Annotated in this window: 30 protein-coding genes; 26 read left to right on the top strand and 4 right to left on the bottom strand. The window is 51.9% G+C overall.

Going from position 1 to position 19,419, the window contains the following annotated elements:
* Positions 1-3 precede the first annotated feature (3 nt).
* The 19 genes from EZMO1_RS21360 (at position 4) to EZMO1_RS25915 (ending at position 12,851) form a co-directional block, all read left to right on the top strand.
* Positions 4-1,236, top strand: a complete 1,233-nt coding sequence (locus EZMO1_RS21360; protein WP_034878229.1) for a phage portal protein — start codon at positions 4-6, stop codon at positions 1,234-1,236.
* Complete coding sequence (locus EZMO1_RS21355; protein ID WP_236632072.1) at positions 1,208-1,870, top strand: HK97 family phage prohead protease; 663 nt, start codon at positions 1,208-1,210, stop codon at positions 1,868-1,870. Before EZMO1_RS21360 ends, EZMO1_RS21355 begins: the two co-directional genes overlap by 29 nt.
* 2 nt (positions 1,871-1,872) lie before the next feature.
* Positions 1,873-3,087, top strand: a complete 1,215-nt coding sequence (locus tag EZMO1_RS21350; protein WP_034878225.1) for a phage major capsid protein — start codon at positions 1,873-1,875, stop codon at positions 3,085-3,087.
* Between the two features lie 50 nt (positions 3,088-3,137).
* Complete coding sequence (locus EZMO1_RS27045; protein WP_034878223.1) at positions 3,138-3,434, top strand: hypothetical protein; 297 nt, start codon at positions 3,138-3,140, stop codon at positions 3,432-3,434.
* Entirely contained in the window at positions 3,435-3,755 is a 321-nt protein-coding gene (locus EZMO1_RS21340; RefSeq protein WP_034878222.1) for a head-tail connector protein, read from the top strand.
* Complete coding sequence (locus tag EZMO1_RS21335) at positions 3,752-4,075, top strand: phage head closure protein (protein ID WP_034878220.1); 324 nt, start codon at positions 3,752-3,754, stop codon at positions 4,073-4,075. The genes EZMO1_RS21340 and EZMO1_RS21335 overlap by 4 nt, the downstream gene beginning before the upstream one ends.
* Positions 4,075-4,470 carry an HK97-gp10 family putative phage morphogenesis protein gene (locus EZMO1_RS21330; protein WP_034878219.1) on the top strand — a complete coding sequence of 132 codons (396 nt, stop codon included), beginning with the start codon at positions 4,075-4,077 and terminating at the stop codon, positions 4,468-4,470. The genes EZMO1_RS21335 and EZMO1_RS21330 overlap by 1 nt, the downstream gene beginning before the upstream one ends.
* Before the next feature lie 12 nt (positions 4,471-4,482).
* On the top strand, positions 4,483-5,373 hold the full coding sequence (locus EZMO1_RS21325) for a hypothetical protein (protein ID WP_034878217.1): 891 nt from the start codon (positions 4,483-4,485) through the stop codon (positions 5,371-5,373).
* Positions 5,357-5,932, top strand: coding sequence for a phage baseplate assembly protein V (locus EZMO1_RS21320; RefSeq protein ID WP_034878215.1), 576 nt, complete (start codon positions 5,357-5,359; stop codon positions 5,930-5,932). Before EZMO1_RS21325 ends, EZMO1_RS21320 begins: the two co-directional genes overlap by 17 nt.
* Positions 5,933-5,938: 6 nt before the next feature.
* Positions 5,939-6,274: a GPW/gp25 family protein gene (locus EZMO1_RS21315; RefSeq protein WP_034874414.1), complete on the top strand. Its 336-nt coding sequence runs from the start codon at positions 5,939-5,941 to the stop codon at positions 6,272-6,274.
* Positions 6,274-7,173 (top strand): baseplate assembly protein, encoded by a 900-nt coding sequence (locus EZMO1_RS21310; protein ID WP_061509716.1) that lies wholly within the window; start codon positions 6,274-6,276, stop codon positions 7,171-7,173. Before EZMO1_RS21315 ends, EZMO1_RS21310 begins: the two co-directional genes overlap by 1 nt.
* Positions 7,166-8,218, top strand: a complete 1,053-nt coding sequence (locus EZMO1_RS21305; protein ID WP_061509714.1) for a phage tail protein I — start codon at positions 7,166-7,168, stop codon at positions 8,216-8,218. Before EZMO1_RS21310 ends, EZMO1_RS21305 begins: the two co-directional genes overlap by 8 nt.
* Positions 8,215-9,897: a gp53-like domain-containing protein gene (locus EZMO1_RS21300; RefSeq protein WP_061509712.1), complete on the top strand. Its 1,683-nt coding sequence runs from the start codon at positions 8,215-8,217 to the stop codon at positions 9,895-9,897. The genes EZMO1_RS21305 and EZMO1_RS21300 overlap by 4 nt, the downstream gene beginning before the upstream one ends.
* A 1-nt stretch (position 9,898) precedes the next feature.
* Positions 9,899-10,474, top strand: a complete 576-nt coding sequence (locus tag EZMO1_RS21295) for a hypothetical protein (protein WP_061509710.1) — start codon at positions 9,899-9,901, stop codon at positions 10,472-10,474.
* An 81-nt stretch (positions 10,475-10,555) separates the two neighbouring features.
* Complete coding sequence (locus EZMO1_RS21290) at positions 10,556-11,716, top strand: phage tail sheath subtilisin-like domain-containing protein (protein WP_034874420.1); 1,161 nt, start codon at positions 10,556-10,558, stop codon at positions 11,714-11,716.
* Positions 11,713-12,219, top strand: a complete 507-nt coding sequence (locus EZMO1_RS21285) for a phage major tail tube protein (RefSeq protein ID WP_061509708.1) — start codon at positions 11,713-11,715, stop codon at positions 12,217-12,219. Before EZMO1_RS21290 ends, EZMO1_RS21285 begins: the two co-directional genes overlap by 4 nt.
* Positions 12,220-12,301: 82 nt before the next feature.
* Entirely contained in the window at positions 12,302-12,448 is a 147-nt protein-coding gene (locus EZMO1_RS27040) for a hypothetical protein (RefSeq protein WP_160174037.1), read from the top strand.
* 14 nt (positions 12,449-12,462) lie between these two features.
* Positions 12,463-12,708, top strand: a complete 246-nt coding sequence (locus EZMO1_RS21280; protein WP_034874424.1) for a phage tail assembly protein — start codon at positions 12,463-12,465, stop codon at positions 12,706-12,708.
* Between the two features lie 23 nt (positions 12,709-12,731).
* On the top strand, positions 12,732-12,851 hold the full coding sequence (locus EZMO1_RS25915) for a GpE family phage tail protein (RefSeq protein ID WP_082211852.1): 120 nt from the start codon (positions 12,732-12,734) through the stop codon (positions 12,849-12,851).
* Here the strand turns inward: EZMO1_RS25915 and EZMO1_RS21275 are convergent.
* Positions 12,848-13,060, bottom strand: a complete 213-nt coding sequence (locus tag EZMO1_RS21275; RefSeq protein ID WP_061509706.1) for a hypothetical protein — start codon at positions 13,058-13,060, stop codon at positions 12,848-12,850. The two genes, EZMO1_RS25915 and EZMO1_RS21275, sit on opposite strands and share 4 nt — an antisense overlap.
* 62 nt (positions 13,061-13,122) lie before the next feature.
* On the opposite strand from EZMO1_RS21275, the gene EZMO1_RS21270 reads away from it, so the two are divergent.
* Genes EZMO1_RS21270 through EZMO1_RS21250 form a run of 5 tightly spaced genes read left to right on the top strand, consistent with a single transcriptional unit; the run spans position 13,123 to position 17,365 of the window.
* Positions 13,123-15,462, top strand: a complete 2,340-nt coding sequence (locus EZMO1_RS21270; RefSeq protein ID WP_061509704.1) for a phage tail tape measure protein — start codon at positions 13,123-13,125, stop codon at positions 15,460-15,462.
* Positions 15,455-15,865 carry a phage tail protein gene (locus EZMO1_RS21265; RefSeq protein WP_061509700.1) on the top strand — a complete coding sequence of 137 codons (411 nt, stop codon included), beginning with the start codon at positions 15,455-15,457 and terminating at the stop codon, positions 15,863-15,865. The genes EZMO1_RS21270 and EZMO1_RS21265 overlap by 8 nt, the downstream gene beginning before the upstream one ends.
* Before the next feature lie 2 nt (positions 15,866-15,867).
* Positions 15,868-16,173, top strand: a complete 306-nt coding sequence (locus tag EZMO1_RS21260; RefSeq protein WP_061509698.1) for a hypothetical protein — start codon at positions 15,868-15,870, stop codon at positions 16,171-16,173.
* 14 nt (positions 16,174-16,187) lie between these two features.
* Complete coding sequence (locus tag EZMO1_RS21255) at positions 16,188-16,388, top strand: tail protein X (RefSeq protein ID WP_061509696.1); 201 nt, start codon at positions 16,188-16,190, stop codon at positions 16,386-16,388.
* Positions 16,388-17,365: a phage late control D family protein gene (locus tag EZMO1_RS21250; protein WP_061509769.1), complete on the top strand. Its 978-nt coding sequence runs from the start codon at positions 16,388-16,390 to the stop codon at positions 17,363-17,365. Before EZMO1_RS21255 ends, EZMO1_RS21250 begins: the two co-directional genes overlap by 1 nt.
* A gap of 6 nt (positions 17,366-17,371) precedes the next feature.
* Here the strand turns inward: EZMO1_RS21250 and EZMO1_RS27450 are convergent, their stop codons facing one another.
* Together EZMO1_RS27450 and EZMO1_RS21240 are read right to left on the bottom strand one after the other, a co-directional pair.
* The gene (locus tag EZMO1_RS27450) at positions 17,372-17,668 is read right to left on the bottom strand and encodes a hypothetical protein (RefSeq protein ID WP_034878210.1); all 297 of its coding nucleotides are present in this window, start codon (positions 17,666-17,668) and stop codon (positions 17,372-17,374) included.
* Positions 17,669-17,769: 101 nt separating this feature from the next.
* On the bottom strand, positions 17,770-17,991 hold the full coding sequence (locus EZMO1_RS21240) for a hypothetical protein (protein WP_145912691.1): 222 nt from the start codon (positions 17,989-17,991) through the stop codon (positions 17,770-17,772).
* A 191-nt stretch (positions 17,992-18,182) separates the two neighbouring features.
* On the opposite strand from EZMO1_RS21240, the gene EZMO1_RS21235 reads away from it, so the two are divergent.
* Both EZMO1_RS21235 and EZMO1_RS21230 read left to right on the top strand, forming a co-directional pair.
* Positions 18,183-18,674 carry an ImmA/IrrE family metallo-endopeptidase gene (locus tag EZMO1_RS21235; protein WP_051789708.1) on the top strand — a complete coding sequence of 164 codons (492 nt, stop codon included), beginning with the start codon at positions 18,183-18,185 and terminating at the stop codon, positions 18,672-18,674.
* 17 nt (positions 18,675-18,691) lie between these two features.
* Positions 18,692-19,108 (top strand): hypothetical protein, encoded by a 417-nt coding sequence (locus EZMO1_RS21230; RefSeq protein ID WP_034878207.1) that lies wholly within the window; start codon positions 18,692-18,694, stop codon positions 19,106-19,108.
* Positions 19,109-19,134: 26 nt separating this feature from the next.
* Here the strand turns inward: EZMO1_RS21230 and EZMO1_RS21225 are convergent, their stop codons facing one another.
* Positions 19,135-19,365, bottom strand: a complete 231-nt coding sequence (locus EZMO1_RS21225; RefSeq protein WP_236632071.1) for a helix-turn-helix transcriptional regulator — start codon at positions 19,363-19,365, stop codon at positions 19,135-19,137.
* Positions 19,366-19,419 lie beyond the last annotated feature (54 nt).

Raw genomic sequence — 19,419 nt, 5'->3', positions numbered from 1 at the left:
ACTATGGGAATTTTTTCAAAACTATTCAGCCGCAAAAGTGCTGAAGAAGCTGTCACACCCAAGGAACTGGCAGAGATGTTAGGCGGCTGGTCAATTGATGGTTACAGTGGCCGCACAATCACCCGGCAACATGCCCTGCAGCTGACGGCCGTGTTTGGCTGCATTCGGGTTTTGTCTGAATCCGTTGGCATGTTGCCTTGCCATCTGTTCGAACAGAAAGGCGACAGAAAAGAAAAGGCTGTCAATCATTCCCTTTATAAACTCCTGTCAGTCAAACCAAACGACTACATGACACCACAGGAGTTCTGGGAGCTGCTCGTTGCCTGTCTTTGCCTGAAAGGCAACTTCTACGGTTACAAAGTAAGAACCATGGGCAAGGTCAGTGAAATCCTGCCGTTCGATCCAGACTGCGTAGAACCCAAACTCGACAGCAATCACAAGCCTGTTTACAAAGTCACCTTTAAAGATGGCTCACAGGATGTTCTGACACAGGATCAAATCTGGCATGTTCGCATCCTCACTCTTGACGGCCTGACCGGGTTAAGCCCTATTTCCTTCGCACGTCAGGCTATTAGCCTTGGTTTAGATACCGAGCAGTTTGGCGCACAACTCTTTAAAAACGGTGCGGTAGGTTCCGGCGCTCTGGAAACCGATGACCAGTTAAGTGATGAAGCTTATAAACGACTGAAAGAAGATTTTGAGGCGCGGCACCAGGGCATGGAAAACATGCACAAGCCATTCATTCTGGAAAAGGGTCTGAAGTGGAACCAGATCACCATGAAGGCGGAAGACACCCAGTTTCTGGAAACCCGTAAATTCCAGAAAGATGAAATCTGCGCCATCTTCCGTGTGCCACCCCACATGATAGCCAACCTGGAAAAGGCGACGTTCAGCAATATCGAACACCAGGCACAAAGCTTTGTGAACTACAGCCTGATGCCTTACCTGACTCGAATTGAACAGCGCATCAACATTGGCCTGCTAAACGACAAAGACCAAGGCAGGTTTTACGCCAAGTTCAACGCGGGCGCATTGTTGCGCGGTGACATGAAGAGCCGGTTTGAAGCCTACGCCAGTGGAATCCAGTGGAGTATTTACAGCCCGAACGATTGCCGGGAACTGGAAGATCTTAACCCCAGAGAAGGCGGTGACATTTACCTGACCCCCATGAACATGACCACGAATCCAGAAAACACGGAGAATAACAATGACGATGCTGACGAAACAACGGCTTGACGCACCACTGAAAATCAAGTCGGTCAGCGAATCCGGCGAATTCAGTGGTTATGGCTCTGTCTTCGGAGTGAAAGACAGTTATTCCGATATTGTCGTTCCCGGTGCCTTTGATGCCTCCCTGAAGCAGTGGCAGGAAAAAGACCAGATGCCTGCCATGTTGTGGCAGCACCGCATGGATGAACCCATTGGTGTCTACACCAAAATGGAAGAAGACGACGAAGGGCTGTACGTAGAAGGTCGTCTTCTGATTGACGTCGATCCACTGGCAAAACGGGCGCACGGCCACATGAAAGCCGGTTCACTGTCCGGCCTGTCCATTGGCTACAGCCTGAAAGAGTACGACTACGACAAGGAAAAAGGCGCGTGGATGCTGAAGGAAATCGACTTATGGGAAGTCTCCCTTGTTACCTTCCCCGCCAACGACGAAGCCCGTATATCCGACGTCAAAACCGCACTAAGTAAGGGTGAAGATGTTTCACCCAAACACCTTGAGAGAGTCCTGCGCGACGTAGGTCTGTCACGCTCTCAGGCAAAAGCTTTTATGTCTGAGGGATTTTCCGCCCTGAAACAGCGAGACGCTGACGACGAAGCGGTCATAGAAACACTGAAGTCAATAAAAACCATTTGGAGCTGATTATGGCTATCGACAAAAAAGACATTGAAAACGTCGCGTCTGAACTCAAGGCGTCGTTCGATGAATTCAAGGAAAAAAACGACAAACGCCTTGAAGCGGTAGAGCAGGAAAAAGGCAAACTCTCTGAACAGGTCGACACCCTGAACGGTAAGTTGTCTGAACTGGACGAACTCAAGAGCGGTCTGGAGGAAGAGCTGAAAGAGCTGAAGCGTCCCGGCGTTACTGGCAAAAACGAACGCAAAGAAGCCAAAGAGCACAAAGAAGCCTTTGACCGCTTTGTTCGTAGTGGTGACGACAGTGGCCTGAAGGATCTGGAACAGAAAGCTCTGAATACTGGTACCGACGAAGACGGTGGTTACGCTGTACCGGAAGAGCTTGATCGCAACCTTCTGGACCTGCAGCGTGACTCTGTGGTCATGCGACAGGAAGCCAACATCGTTACCGTTGGCGGCAGTGAATATAAAAAGCTGGTCAACCTGCATGGTGCCGGTTCTGGCTGGGTAGGTGAAGAAGACGCACGGCCTGAGACCAATACACCCAAGCTGACCCAGATCGCTCCTAAAATGGGTGAAATCTACGGTAACCCTCAGGCTACCCAGAAGATGCTGGATGATGCCTTCTTCAATGTAGAGCAATGGCTCAGCAGTGAACTGCAGCTAGAGTTCTCCGAACAGGAAGAAATCGCCTTCACCAAAGGCGATGGCACCAACAAGCCTAAAGGCTTTATGGCCTATGCCATGGATGAAAATGCCGATGCTGCCCGTGCGTTCGGAACCCTTCAGTACATCCGTTCCGGGGATGCCGTGAAGATCACGCCGGATGCCCTGCTCCAGCTGATCTACAGCCTGCGCAAGGTTCACCGTATGGGTGCGAAGTTCATGATGAACAACAGTTCGTTGTTTGATGTGCGCATCCTGAAGGACTCTGAAGGCAACTATTTATGGCGTCCGGGTCTCGATGCCGGTCAACCTTCCACTCTGCTGGGTTATGCCATTGCAGAAAATGAACAGATGCCTGATGTGGCGGCTGATGCTCTGCCTATTGCCTTCGGTAACTTCATGCGTGGCTATACGATTGTTGACCGCATGGGTACCCGAGTACTGCGTGACCCCTACACTAACAAGCCGTTTGTCGGGTTCTACACCACCAAACGCACTGGCGGCATGCTGACCGACTCTGACGCCATCAAGCTGTTGAAGGTTCAGGCCAGCGCCTGATGAATAGCAGGGGTTCGCCCCTGCCTTACCAATAAAACAGGAATCCCGTTATGTTCACCATCACCAAATCATTTAACTGGTCCCCCAATGGCTACGACATTGAAACCATCGAAGCAGGTGACCATGAAACCCTTCCGGATCGTGCTGTGGTTATTGCTGGTGAGCTGGGTTTCCTGGTTGATGCTGAAGCAGAAAAGAAAGCGGCTGAAGAAAAAGCAGAAGCGGAAAAATTAGCCGCTGAACAGAAAACCAAAGAGGAAGCAGAAGCAAAGGCCGACAAAGAAAAAGCTGACGCAGAGGCCAAAAAGCAGAATAATTCTGGTAAGAAATCCAATCAGGCAAAGTAAATGCAATTCCTGACCCTCGACCAGATCAAGCAACAGCTACGTATTGAGCTGGATAACACCGACGAAGACAGTTATCTGGAACTGATCGGCAGTGCTGCTGAATCTGCGGTTGAAAGTTATCTGAACCGCAGCCTTTACGCTGATGAAGTGCCGGACGATGACAGCACCGGGTTAGTCATAAAAAACCACATTCAGATGGCAATGTTGCTGATCGTGACCGATTTTCACGAAAACCGGTGCGACACAGCAGAACAAACAGAACGAACCGTTCCTCCACTGGCTGAACGCTTACTGTCAGCCCACCGGATTATCAATCTATGAACCCCGGACGACTCCGCCACCGCATCACCCTGCAACGGTTCACCAAAGCTCGTAACGATTTCGGTGAAGTGATTGAAGAGTGGGAAGAGCTGGGCAAGTGCTGGGCAGAGGTAAAGCCAGTTAACGGAAAAGAAACCTTTGTGGCTCAACAGTTCGTTGCTCAATCAACACACGAAGTCTGGATGCGTTTTCGCAAGGATATAAAAGCCAGTGACCGGGTGATCGACCATCATGGCAATGTGCTGGAAATAAAAACGCCTATTGATATAGGTGGGCGTGGTCGCCAGCTGAAACTGTTGTGTCGGCAGGTGGGTTTCTGATGGAAACGTATCTCGACATTAATAACGAAGCTGGCCATAAGCTGGCGCAGCTTGAGCAACGTCTGGCAGGAAAGGTGCTTCAGAAAGCACTGGTAGATTTAGCCAAACCACTTAAAGCGGAAATGAAAGAGGAAGCGCCGAAGCGTTCCGGAGCTCTGCGTCGATCCATCGGCCACAAGTCCAGACTGGACAGAAGGAACAAAACTGCCCGGATTCGCATCGGCCTGACCTATAAAAAGGCAAACCGAAAAGGCTATGTCGCAGGCATGATGCAGGAACGAGGCACCCGCTTTACTCAGGCGCAGCCGTTTATCAATCCCGTGGCAGAACAGCACCTACCGACGCTGGAAAAAGACCTTGCCGATTTCATACTGGCACAATTCGACAACCTCTAAACACTTCTATCTATGAAACTCATTGAACAGGAACTGGCCGCCGCCCTGCTGCCATTGGTGGATGATCGCGCCTACCCGATAGCCCTGCCACAAAACGCAGACTATCCGTCGCTGACCTTTCACCGTGTGGAGGCGCAGGAGGCGGAAGAGGACTACCGTCTGTCGCCCCTGAAACAGCGCAGGGCCAGAGGTTTAAAATCGCTTTTCCAAGTCGTTGCCTGGTCAAAAACCTACAGCGATTGCGCGACACTGTTAAGGCAATGCAAGAATACGCTGGAAGCGATTACTGGCGTGTATCTGGAAAGCTGTTCTGATGGCTATGAGCATGAGTTACAGCTGTATACCTGCGTCATGGAGTTCGCCATCTGGTGCGATCTGGACAGCACCGAAACCCCTGTCGGTGATTCCGGCAAACTGTCAAAGGTGATGGACGCCATAACGGCAGAGATCAGCGACGTGTTACCGGGCGTTGATGTGGCACGTTACAACACACAGGACCGCGAAGTAAAAGCCCCAGCGGTTCGGCTTGACCTGAGCGCCATGAAACCCGGTGTGGAGCGTGGCGACGGAAGCTTTGCCGCCGCTTGTGAGTTTGTCGCCTGGTGCAGTTTCGCACCGTCTTCAATGGAAGCGCCCCAGACAGCTGCCCGGCTGCTGGAAGCCATTCATTACAACCACTGGAAACTGGGCGCCGAGGTCAACCACCCGACAAACCTCAAGGCAGAACCGGCAGAGTTTCGCCCGGGCAAAGCCGGTTTCGAATCCTGGGTCGTCAGCTGGGAACAAACTGTCTATCTCGGTGAGCCCGAACCCGACGACAGCCTACTGCCTGACACAGTGATGGTCGGCATTGATCCCGACATCGGCTTAGACAATGAAAATAAATATGAACAAATCGTTTGATGTGGTTGAGCTGGCACGGCAGTTAGCCAACGTCGTACGCCCCGGCATTGTGGTTGAAGTGGATCACCGGCAGGCAAAAGTGCGGGTACAAACTGGCAAGCTAAAAACCCAGTGGCTACCGTGGCTTACTTTGCGGGCAGGCAATAACCGCAACTGGCAACCATTGGAAGTGGGCGAACAGGTTATTTTGCTGTGCCCCTGTGGCGATCCGGCGCAGGCGTGGGTGTTGGGTAGTGGTTATCAGGAAAACCTACCGGCATTGTCCAGCGATCCTGATAAAGAGATATACCGCTTCTCCGATGGCGCACACTTTGAGTACGACCGTAAAAACCATCATTTGAAAGTGCAGCTCCCGTCCGGATCCACCACTGAACTAGTCAGTACTGGCGGCATCGACTTTACCGGTGATCTGACCGTGAACGGCAACATCACTGCCACCCAAGACATCACCGACCACACCCGCAGCATGCAGGCTGATCGCGATATCTATAACAGCCATAAACATTCCGGCGTGGCATCCGGTCCTGCCAACACGGGCACTACAGGCCAGCAGCAATAAAACACCATGAACGGCATCGACGCACACACCGGCAAAGCACTGTCCGGTAAGGCACACCTGCGCCAGAGTATTGCTGACATTCTGCGAACACCTATCGGCTCCCGCGTGATGCGACGTGACTACGGCTCCCGATTGTTTGACCTGATTGATGAGCCGGTTAACGCCGCCTGGAAAACAGAATGCTATGCCGCTGTGGCAGAAGCCCTTGATCAATGGGAGCCACGGTTAAAGCTCGAAAGAGTACAGGTAGTCAGTGTCAGCAGTGGTCAGGTGACGCTGGATATTGAAGGCGAACATTTACCGGATGGCAAACCCGTAACACTGGAAGGATTAATCATCTAATGGCTTTTACGGTAATCGACCTCAGCCAGTTACCGCCGCCCAAAGTGGTGGAAGCGCTGGACTTTGAGCAGAGCCTCAGCGAGATACTGGCAGAGTTGAGCCGTCGTTATCCCGACTTTGATGCACCGGTGGAAAGCGAACCGGCTTACAAAATTCTCGAAGTCTGCGCCTACCGCGAAATGCTGTTACGGGCGAAGATCAACGACGAAGCACAGGCGGTGATGCTGCCTTATGCCACAGGTTCAGACCTCGACAACCTGGGCGCACTCTGGAATGTCCAGCGTCTGGTCATTGATGCCGGAGATCCGGACGCCATACCACCCCGCGAACCTGTCTACGAAAGTGACACCGACTTACGCTATAGAATCCAGCTTTCCATGGAAGGCCAAACCAACGCTGGAACAGAAGGCTCGTACATTTTTCAAAGCCTCACCGCCGACGGACAGGTAAAAGACGCCCAACCCAAACGGCAGGGCGACGCCAGCATTATCAACACCATCCTTTCGAGAGAAGGCGACGGCACACCCTCAGCCGAACTGCTGCAAACCGTCACCAACCATTTAAACCAGACCCACGTCAGGCAGTTAACCGATGAGCTGACGGTACAGGGTGCGACCATCACCACCTACCGTGTCCGGGCTGACCTCTACACCCAAAGTGGTTTAGGCGCAGAACAGGTAATGAATGCCGCCCGCGATGCGGTTCAACAGTTTGTAGAAACGCGACACCGACTCGGGGCTATTGTGCCAGTGTCGGGTATTTACGGCGCACTGCAACAGGCAGGCGTCAGTCGTGTTGTTCTGCACGAACCCGCAGCCGACATCACCCCGACCGATACCGAAGCCGCTTACTGTTCAGCCATTGAACTGACACAAAAGCAGGAGGCATTGAATGTCTGACCTGTTGCCACCTTCAGCCACACAACAAGAAAGAGCCTTAGCCAGCGTAACCGAACGCATCGAACAACTGCCGGTGATTTACCGCCAGCTCTGGAACCCTGATCAATGCCCTGTTGAGTTTTTACCCTATCTTGCGTGGGCGTTCTCAGTGGATGACTGGAACGACGACTGGCCGGAACACATCAAGCGCCAGTCATTAAAAGACGCACTCTATCAACACCGCATTAAAGGCAGTTTAAAAGCGGTTGAAAACGCCATTGCCCGATTCGGTACTACGGCCAACATTACCGAGTGGTGGCAGCAAACACCGAAGGGATTACCGCACACGTTCAGCGTGGATCTGTCGGCGCAGGATAATGAGCGACAGTTGCCGGTGTTGGAAATCGGTACAGGCCACGATGAATGGGTGTTCTGTTCTGAACCTATCCCCGTGCAGACCAGTCGGGTCTATCGCATACGTTTCAAGGTTCGGCAGACGGTTGACAGTCCCGGTACGGATAAAGTTTATGCAGGTGTTGCCACGCTGGATAAGGCGTTCAGGAATATAAGCGGTGGTGCAGGTACTTATCGTTATTGTGCGGTCAGTGGTCATGAATTGACCGTTGCAGGCTGGCAGGTGTTTGACGGCGAGATCACCGGCACTGGTGACGACCATCACGAATTTCGCCCCGGCACGGCCTACATACGCCCCATGTTTATCGTCAACTACCGGGACGGAACCGGCACCGCACAGGTCGCAGAACTGGAATGCTGGGACCTGTTTGAAAACAAGCAACTGATCCCCAACCCACGGTTTGAAAACGGCAAACAAGGCTGGAGCCGGAGCCACGCAGGCGAAACCGTCCCCGACAACGCCCCCGGCACCATCAAAACCGCAGCCTTTCGACCCGACGCCGACCTGCAGGACGACATCATCAACGCCATCAAACAGGCCAAGCCGTTACGCAGCGACTTCACTTTTAACGTCGGAACAGTTCACACCGCACCGTTTGATTTGCAGTCACAGCTATCAATCACCGTACTTCACAGAGGAACATGGGAATGAGCATGATGATTCACCAGAGCGGCATTGATGCGGCCATTAATGCTCAGGCTGACGGCTTTTCGGGCGCGACGCTCAGCTACGTTGACCTGTTTGATGGCAACAACAAAATAAAGCGGCTTGATCTGGTGGGCGTTCAGGTCATCGAACCCTCACGGGTTTATGTGGTGGCCCAGGACAGCACCACCGAAAGCTACGACGTAACAAAGATGGACTTCATCACCGATGGCGGTGTGCTGTTCGCCACGGTTCAGCACGATGACGGATCCGTCATCCAGAGCAAAGGATCGACCACGACCCTGATACTGGCAGAACAATTGAACCTCAGTGCCGCGCCGGGTTCCGTTGCGCCGTCCGGTGATGTGTCAATCTATGCACCACAGGCGACTGAATCATTATTGGGTACGGCAGAGATTGCGACACAAGACGAAGCCAACGGCACCACCGACGACACCCGGTTCATTACGCCCAAGAAGCTCTACAACCGCACCGCCACCACTTCCAGGCGTGGCGTGGTCGAACTGGCGACACAATCAGAAACCGATGCAGGCACATCAACCAGTCGGGTAATAACAGCGGCAACCTTGAAAAGCCGGTTGGCGTCGTTCACCCGAAACGCTACCGAAACTATCAAGGGGTTTGTGGAAATCGCCACTCAAACAGAGGCGAACGGTGGCACTGATGACACAAAAGTCATCACCCCTAAAAAGCTAAACAGCCGTACCGCTACAGAAAGTCGGCGCGGCGTGGCAGAAGTCGCGACACAAGCAGAAGCCAATGCGGGAACGGATGACAGTCGAATCATTACACCCAAAAAGCTATGGAGCATTTTAACGTCGAAGTTTGCCCGGATTGATGTTCGCCCCAAATTCAGCCAAGGCATTAACACTGGCGGTAAGCCCATTTTCTTCAGCGAGTCAGGCGACAGTAACATTGACCACATCTGGCATGATGATGCCGGTAATGTCTACCACTTTGTTTCTGACGGAGAGCTGAACCAAACAGGCAGCGCCAACATTAAAGTAGGCGGCATCCAGTTAAGCAGCGGCGCAAGAGTCACCGCCATTAGCGACTCGGCAACCAGTACATCAAAAACCACCCTTGCCACGTCCTACGCCGTGGATGTTGCGCGGGATGATGGAACACGGCAGGCAACAGAATCAACACGCGGACAGGCGGAGATTGCAACGCAGTCGGAGGTGGATGCGGGGACGACTCATACACGGATGGTGACGCCTAAGACGTTGGCGAGTCGGTTAAATTCGTTTGCGCGTAATGCTACAGAGAGCATAAAAGGGTTTGTGGAAATTGCCACACAGGCAGAAGTGAATGCAGGAACAAATGACAGTAACGCCGTCACTCCAAAGAAGTTGCGTGCCGGTTTTTCTTACAATTTTTCGAGTGATCATGGCTACATGGCGTTGCCGTCGTGGTTGGGTGGTTTTATTTTTCAATGGGGGATTTCTGTAACAGGTGCCGACGGGACATCAGTTGTCACATTCCCGGTTACGTTTCCTACCAGCACATTCATAACACTGATGAATTCATTTGAGGCGCGATTTGTGTCAACCGACACGTATACATCAATCGGAGAATATACTCAGACTTCTGCCAAATTCTATATTGCACGTAACAACAGCGGTGTGATCATTGGATTAAGATGGTTTGCGATAGGACATTAATATGGATACTTATTACAGTAAACAAACCGGTGGTTTTTATATAACGGCATTGCATGGAAGTACCATGCCGGATGATGTAGTTAAAATAACACATGAGGAACATCAGTCATTATTAGAAGGTCAAGCCACTGGAAAGCGGATAGAGGCATCTGAAACAGGGCGGCCTATCCTCTCTCAACAAAAAGTTGCTTCGGTAGCTGATCGTCGTCTATCTACCTGCACCGCCATCGACAACGCCGCCGGAGCCGCAAGAACCCGATTCGCCACCAACTCAGCATTCATAGAAACCGAATACCAACGCGCCTACGACACAGCAGTACAGTGGATCAATTCCGGCTACCAGGGCGAAGCCCCCAAGCCCGTCAAAAGTGACGCTGAAGCCTTCGGCAGAACCGAACAGGACGCCGCCCAAACCATCAAGGCGACAGGCGACTACTGGTTCAGCCAGCTGGACGAGATCCGCAACATCCGTTTAAAAGGCAAACAAGCGGTAGAAAACGCCCCGGACGATGCCGATTTTATGGCCATCGCCCAGCCGTTTGTTGAGCAGCTGGAGAGGCTGGAGCCTGACGAATAACAACAACTTCACACTTCCAACGATTAGCCCTTCACCCGAAGGGCTTTTTTGTAAACTCAGAAACTCCAAAGGAGAGAACCTATGGCCACGGACTTTTTACATGGCGTTGAGGTCGTGGAGATTGATGGCGGAACGCGGCCGATCCGCACCGTCAAAAGCTCCGTGATCGGGCTGATTGGTACAGCGCCCAATGCCGACCCGATTCAATTTCCGGTCAATACACCGGTACTGATTGCCGGTAACCGCACGGAAGCCGCCGCACTGGGCGACGGTGGCACACTGCCGTCTGCTATTGATGGTATCTTCGATCAGGTGGGTGCTGCTGTTGTGGTGGTGCGTGTCGAAGAAGGGTCAGACGATGCTGACACTTTGTCCAATGTGATTGGCGGTGTAGGTGCTGGCGGTGAGTACGAGGGCGTTCATGCCTTTCTGGGTGCCAAGAGTATTGTGGGTGTTCAGCCCCGTATTCTCTGTGCGCCAAACTTCAGCCATAAAGATGCTGGCGGTGCCGAGTTGGTCGTGGTGGCAGAACGTTTGCGAGCTGTAGCGATTATCGATGGACCCAACACCGACGACGCAGCCGCCAAAACGTACGCTGATAACTTCGGCTCCCATCGTGCTTATCTGGTGGATCCGTGGGTAAGGGTTTGGGACACCAGCCTGAACGCCGAAACCGTTGAGCCTGCGTCTGCCAGGGTGGCGGGTATGATTGCCCGTTCCGACAACGAGCGCGGCTTCTGGTGGTCACCGTCCAATACCGAAATGCGCGGTATTATCGGCACAGCCCGCCCGGTTGATTTCGCGTTGGGCGATGTGAACAGCCGGGCCAACCTGCTGAACGAAGAGAACGTCAGCACCATCATCCGTGAAAACGGCTTCCGGCTCTGGGGTAACCGCACTCTTGGTGCTGATCCCCAGTGGGCGTTCCTGTCTGTACGACGTACGGCGGACATTATTCAGGACAGCATCCAGCGGGCGCACCTGTGGGCAGTGGATCGCAATATCACCAAGACCTATGTGGAAAACGTCACCGATGGCGTCAATGCCTATCTGCGTGAACTGAAAGCATTGGGCGCTATTCAGGGCGGTAAATGCTGGGCAGATGCTGAACTGAATACCAAAGAATCGATTCAGGCGGGTAAGGTTTACTTCGACTTTGACTTCGGTCCTTTCAGCCCTGCAGAGCGCATTACCTTCCGCAGCCACCTGAACAATGATTACCTGGAGGAGATCGTCGCATGATCAAGGACATCCTGGTCAATATGAACCTGTACTTTGATGGCGAGGATTTCGTCGGTCAGGCGCAGGAACTGTCACCACCCAAAATCACTCCGAAGTTTCGGGAGTACATGGCAGGCGGTATGGGCGCACCGGTGGATATTCCCACCGGTGAAGTGGAAAAGATGGAGAGCGAGTTCACCCTCAACAGTTGCAGCCGTTCGGTATTGAAGCAGCTGAAAGTGGTACCGGGTGAAACTGTCCCTTTTGAATTCCGTGGGGCAACCGTCAGTCAGGACGGAAGTAAGGGGCAAGTCATTGTTACCCAGCGCGGTCTGATTAAGGAGACCGACTATGGTACTTGGAAGCCCGGCGACGACACCACCCTGAAAGTCGGTATGACCCTGCATTACTACCGGCTGACCATTGATCGTGAAGTGATTCATGAGATTGATCCGGTCAACCTGGTCTGCATTATCAATGGTGTGGATCAAACCGCCGAGTTGCGGGACGCGTTGGGTATTTAACAAACCCTGAAAACAAAAGCCCGGCTGCTGCAAACAGTCGGGCTTTTGATTCAAACCTTTCCAAGCCAAAGGAATGAACCATATGGAAGAGTATAAAACAAACGGGCAACTAAAGGTACAAGGCGATATGACTCCCCAAGGCGCAGACCGGGCTGGATTTATTGTCAGTTTGTCCACCTGGTTATTTGGTACAGCGGCTGTGATTGCAGCTATCTCTCTTTACTTTTAAACGAGACTATCAACATGAGCAAAAAAGAAGCCTTTAAACTGCAATACCCCATCGAAGTGGATGGCATTGAAACCGATACTCTGCATTTACGACGGATGACCGTTGCGGATCTGGAAGCGGTTGAGCATGAAAAAAACGAACTGAAACGGGGTACAGCTATTCTCGCCAGGCTGGCGAACATTCCACCGGCAGTAGTGAGCACCATGGACGTTGCTGACTTTGAGAAAATCTCAGAAAAGGCGGCGGGTTTTTTGGTTTAAAGCCGGATGAATTCCGGCCATTAATGGCTAACCTTGCGATCTTGTTTCACTGGTCACTGCCAGATATGAAGTCGATGCCACTGGAAGAACTGGTTGCCTTTCACAAGCTGGCACTGGAAAGGGCTCCAAAACACAATCGTTAATATCGGCTAATGTGTGTCGGCCCGCCTCGATCCTTACAGCCTTCGTCGTTCAGGCTGCCGTCTACCAGCAGTGTCAAACCAATACCGAATCCATAAACCAGAAAGCCCAACACAATAAACAGGAAGTCAACTTCCTTGAAGCCATAGAGAAGGAAATACGCCGCAACGACGGTGAACAAAAAACGAATGACAGTCAGCACTTTATTCATCGGGCATCCTTGTCTGATACGAGGTTTGAATACGAGCCTGAACACTAAGGGATTATTATAGCATGGCCGATACCAAGCTCTCCGTGATTATTCAGGCGGTGGATAAAGTCACGGCTCCAATTCGGAAAATTACCCGCAGTACCGACAAGTTCTCTGACAGTCTGGGCAAGCAGACAAAGGCCTTGTCACAACTGAAAGGTCATCAAAAAAACATTGATGCCCTGAAAGCACTCCAGAGCAAGCTAGGGTCTACAGCGTCGGAACTGGACAAGGCGCGACTGAGAACCTCGCAGCTGGCAAAAGAGCTACAAAAAACCAGCAAGCCGACCAAGAAACTTCAGCAAGAGTTTGAACGCTCCAAGAAGAAATGCCAGAAGTTGGCGACGCTGCACCAGACCTTACGCAATGAAACCCGGGAGATGCGCGGCGAGTTGCGCAGCGCAGGCATCGACACCCGACATCTGGGTCAGGCCAGCGAACAGGTCGCCGGTAAAATGGGTAAGCTCGGCGACCGAATGAAGGCCATTGAACAACGATCCAAAGCCCTGAGCAAAGCCGCCGAGAAATACGACCGTGGTCTGCAACGATCTGCCAACATGATGTTTGTGGGAGAGGCTACAAGGCGTGTCGGGCAAAGCTTTACCAACATTCTTAGAGCACCACTCCAGCAAGCCATTGATTTTGAGTCGGCGATGGCCGATGTGCGCAAGGTGGTGGACTTTGACACGCCGGAGCAATTTAAAGCCTTTGGTAATCAGCTCAAGGAAATGAGCAAAACCATTCCCATCACCAAGGAAGGCTTGGCAGAGATTGCCGCCGCCGGTGGTCAGCTGGGTGTGAATCGCAATGCTTTGCCTACCTTTGTTGAAACCGTGGCGAAAATGTCCACCGCTTTTGACATGCTGCCGGAAGAAGCAGGCGACGCCATGGCGAAGCTGGCTAACGTTTACCAGATCCCTATTTCTGAAATGGATAAGCTGGGTGATGTTATTAATCACCTGTCGGATAACACGGCAGCGAAAGCCCGCGATATTGTGCCTGCACTCCAGCGTATTGGTGGTACAGCAAAAACCTTTGGCTTGTCTGCCCGGGAAGCGGCTGCGTTAGCCGATGCCTTTATTGCCCTGGGCAAACCACCTGAAGTGGCCAGTACGGCTATCAATGCTCTGTTAATTAAACTCCAGACAGCAGAGCAGCAGGGCGCAAAGTTCCAGGACGGACTGGCAGAACTGGGCTATTCGGCCAGCGACTTGTCAATGGCCATTGGTGATGATGCTCAAGGAGCGCTGAGTGATTTTCTGGAAAGCGTGTCACAACTGGATAACCAGTCACGGGCAGGCGTACTGGCTAACTTGTTTGGTACCGAATACGCAGACGACATATCACTGCTAACCGGTAGCCTTGAGCAGTACCAAAAAGCCGTCCGGCTGACTAATGATGAAACACAGTTTGCCGGTAGTATGCAGCGGGAGTTTGATAACCGTTCCAACACTACTGGCAACAAGATCCAGCTGATGCAGCAACGCTGGCAAGCCCTGCAGGAGCGCATCGGACAAGCCCTGCTGCCGGTACTGGAACGATTGATGCCCAAGATTGAGAACATTATTGAAGGCATCAACAAATTTGTGGAAGAAAGCCCCGGCATGACCACAGGTATTGTCAGCCTGATCGGGGGCATTGGTACCATTGCCCTGATCACTGCCCCGGTGATTACCGCCATTGCTGCATTGACTGGTGCAGTAGCGATGCTCGGATTCACAGCGAAAAAAGCCAGTCTGCAAATGGGCGGGGCTGGTGTTGGAGGGATAGGCTCTGCTGGCGGCAAGGCAAGAAAAGGCGGGCGACTTGCCCGTGCCGGTAAAGCCATGGGTGGCAAACTGGGACTGGTCGGCGCAGGGATTGGAGCGTTAAGTGTTGGCTCTACTCTGATGAACAGCAACCTGAGTGCCGGAGAAAAAGCCGCCGATGTTAGCAACACGGCAGGCAGTATTGGCGGTGCTTTAGGTGGTGCGAAACTGGGTGCCGCTTTGGGAACAGTCATCGCCCCCGGTATCGGTACTGCTGTTGGTGGCGTACTCGGCTCCATCATTGGTGGCGTTGGCGGTAGTATGCTGGGCGATAAAATTGGCAGCCTGTTTACCGGCAATGATGGCGAGCCTGAAAAAGCCGTTGCCAGTAATCTACCCAAAACGGGAGCCGCCGCAGCCGTCACCGCTGCACTGGTGGCGACACCCGCTGTAGCTGCACCAGCACCGATTACCCAGCAGCAAATGACCACCGTCGAACGCATCCAGATTTACCAGCGTCCGGACGAAGACGCCGAAGCCCTGACCGAGCGTATTATGGAACGGATCGACGAGAAGAACGCCTATCAGGAACAGGGAGCCCAGCACGATGAGTGATGTACTAATGACTCTGGGTGAGTACCGTTTCAGCGTAAACACGGCAGCTTACAAAACCCTTCAGCGTTCCAGTCGTTACCAGTGGCAGGCACAACAGCGAGTCAACCGGAAACCCGCCCAACAGTTCACCGGACCCGATGCTGATACGGTGAATCTGGAAGGTGAAATACTGCCCCACTACAAAGGCGGCCTGAAGCAGATCGACGCCATGCGGGAACAGGCAGGCAAGGGCGAGCCTTTAATCATGACCGATGGTTTGGGTAACGTGTGGGGCAAGTGGTGTATCACCCGAATAGAAGAAACCCGGGGTGACTTGCTCGCCAATGGAGCGCCGCGGCATATCCGCTTTCGGCTGGAACTGGTGGAGTATGGGGAAGATCGTGACAATGCAACAGGAGCTTAACCATGAGCAACGCAAGGGCAAAAGCCGAAAGGTCCAAAGCCAAAGATGCCCGGCAGCAACCAGCGCCCGACAAGGCACTGAAGAAAAAAGGCAGGAAGAAAGCCAGACCCGTAACAGTAATGATCAAATACCAGGAGCAGTACAAAGAAAAAAGTCAGGAAATTTTTCAGGATGCTTTCTGGTGGAAAGAGCCTTTCAAACTGGGCTGTTATCGCACAGAGGGTGAAGCCCAAAAGGCGATTGAATTGAAGCGCAGGAAATGCCCGGGACTTTATTTATTTTCGCTTGATGGTATCCATTACAGCTAAGCAGGCACTATTCCATGAAATACCGAGTAACAGACATCAATATGCTGGATCATATCTGCCTAAAATATTATGGGCGCACCGACGTTGTCCCGCAGGTGCTGGCGGCCAATCCCAGACTAGCGCAGATGGGGGCTGTGTTGCCTGCTGGTGTTGTTATCAACCTGCCCAATATTGCTGCGCCGAAAGCTGAGAAAGAAGTGAGGTTATGGGACTGATGCAGCCAGAATTTACTCTTGAAGCCGACCGTCAGGATATTACCGACGCTATACGCGATCGACTTATATCCCTGAGTGTTACCGATGAATCCGGTATCCAGTCTGACACACTTGAAATCAAGCTCGATGACCGTGACCGATCCGTACGCTTACCCCGAACCGGCGCCGAACTGTTCCTGCATCTGGGCTACCGTAACGACAAACTCAGCCCGATGGGATTGTTCATTGTGGACGAGCTCAACACGGAAGGCCCACCTGACTCACTCACCATCCGGGCAAGGGCTGCTGATTTCAGGCAAAGCCTCAAATCCCAGAACACCCGCAGCTGGGAGAACGTCACCCTCGATGACTTAACCCGCACCATTGCCGGCAACCATCAACTTGAGCCGGTGATTGCTGAAACATTGAAAGACAAAACCATTGCCCACATCGACCAGACTGAAGAGTCGGATCTACATTTCCTAACACGACTGGCCAGACAGTACGACGCGGTCAGCACAATAAAAGAAGGACGATTACTGTTTGTTCCCAAAGGACAAGGCCGCACCGCCAGTGGTAAAGACCTGCCTGCCATTAGCCTGACACCCGAACAACTCACCCGTTACCGCTTCACCATGACCGACCGGGGCAAGTACACTGCCGTCATCGCCCACTGGCATAACAGCGCTACGGCTCAACGGGTACCCGTTAGAGTGGGAGAGCCGGACACCAAGCCCGTTTACACCTTGAGAGGCCAACACCCTGACGAAGAAGCGGCAAAAGTAGCCGCCCGCTCCAAGCTGGACAGCCTTCAGCGCGGTACCCAAACTGCAAGCCTGACCTTGCCGGGCAGTCCGTCATTGCGGGTGGAAGGGAAGCTGACCCTGACCGGGTTCCGTAACGGTATTGATGGTGACTGGGTGATTAATCAGGTAACCCATAAGTTGGGTAGAAGTGGGTTTGTGACGACGGTGCGGGCGGAGAGTGTGGAGGGGTGAGCCCCCTCAGGACAGGAAGCGGACAACTCCAAAAATAAAGGTGCATGTCGCCAAAACTGAGCCCACTGTCCACATGATCATAGTGCGCCCCATTTTCTCAATATTTGCATTAACACACCCCATCTCTCTTTGGAGATCCTCTCGAATACCGCCGGCTTCTCTTTGAAGGTCTGTACGGATACCTCCTATTTCCCGCTGGATATCTTCACAGGTGGCATAGTTGGATTTGATAACAGCAAGATCAGTTTTGATCCCCTGAACATCGTCCTCCAGATGCTTAACTCTCTTTTCCAGTCCGTCCATAGGTGGCTGGCCTCCCCCGAAATCCACTTCAATATTGTTCTATGGTGTCTATTAGTATCCCAACCAGGTATTATTCTCAATATCAACGACTACCCTATCTTTCAGTCCAACCCATACAGCCGCTTCTTACGCTCAATCACTTTAGAAAAATCTTTCCCACTGAATGAAGCGATTACCTCTTCAGCTTCCTTACTGATATTAAATACTACTGGCTGTCCGACTGTTTCTTCTGCCTTCAGATGTTCTTGATAAGCTTTGTCTGCCAGAAAACCTACCCGATCCAATAGCTTGAAAATCTTGTCCATGATTTGAGTTGGGTTCATTGTCAGGTTCCTTCCTTCTGTTCAAATTACAACCATAACGGATGAGGTTGTTGAATGAAATCTGTAATCTTAATAATTCACGCCGATAATCCTAGACAGGAAATAAGTCAAGCTGATAAGTTGAATTCGGAAGGATTATTATTGACGGTCGAAGAATTATAAGTACTATAGCCCTTCCTGGGGAGAGTACGATGAGTTATACAAGAGAGCAAATTAAGGAGCGGGCTAACGGTTTAATACGTAGCCTTGATATCGGCGATCAGATTCCCGTTCCAATAGAACAAGTTGCAACTCGCCTTGGATATGGTTACGAGAATTTCTTACCTGATGAGTCAACCAGAAATGTTGCTGGTGCTGTCAGCCACTCGCAAAAAATGATTTACCTCAATGATGAGGACTCAGCCCGTAGACAGCTTTTCACCCTTGCTCATGAGCTGGGTCACATTGTCTTGCATTTTGATCCAACCAATCCTGACCAGAACTTTGTTGACTACCGGACGCCCGGACCAAAAAACACCAGAGAGAAAGAAGCTGATATGTTTGCAGCTGAGCTGCTTATGCCAGAGCAGCATTTCATAAACAGCTGGGCTCATTGGTCTGGAATTGCTTCTCTGGTAGCAGCCGACTTTGCAGTCAGTGAATATGCTGCAGAAGTAAGAGCCAGAGTACTCGGTTTGATGTAATTTTAAGGAGGCCAAGGTTGGCTGAGGTAAACGACAAGGATACGTTATTCTCTTCTCTTAAGAGACAGTCACAAGCTGCCAGAACCTCTCTGATACAGAATGCTCAAGCAGAAGCATCAACAGAACTAAAAAGCATCCAGCAAGAACAGCTTGAATGGCATCGATCCAGAAGGAAGCACCGAGAAAAATTCGATAAAAAAATCTACGTCCTGCTCTGCATACAAGTGGGCTTCCTGATGTTGCTTATGTTATGTCAAGGGTTCAGACCATTCGGCTTCCAGCTAAGTAATTGGGTATTCGGCTTCTTCATCAATGGCAGCCTGATCTACACCTACGCCATTATCCGCTACATTGCTTCAGACCTGTTTAATGGTAAGCACGAGCTGTTGAAACCGGAAAAGGTTGGCACCAATCGGCAAGAGCCCATCTTGTAGGACTGGGCATCCTGCCCGGCCTTTCCTCACGTTTTCTGATACTCCTCCAGTAACTTCAGTACCCGTTCAAATTCTGCCTCCTGTACATCTTCCGGAAGCTGTTTCATCACCGCATTCATCTTGGCAGGAAATTCATTAGACAGCCCAAGCAGGTCATCCGTTGTTACGCCCAGTTTTTTAGCGATGTTAACCAGCTCCTGCAGGCTCTTGGGTTCCTGCTCACCGTTCAGCCATCTTGATGCTGTTGTCTTGCTCACGCCTACCTCCTCAGCCAGTTGCTGATCCTCCCAGTTTCTAAGCCTGATTATAAA

The sequence above is a fragment of the Endozoicomonas montiporae CL-33 genome (assembly GCF_001583435.1).
GTDB lineage: Bacteria > Pseudomonadota > Gammaproteobacteria > Pseudomonadales > Endozoicomonadaceae > Endozoicomonas_A > Endozoicomonas_A montiporae.
The sequence above is the reverse complement of the archived record's forward strand: the minus strand, read 5'-3'. Positions and strand labels throughout refer to the sequence as shown.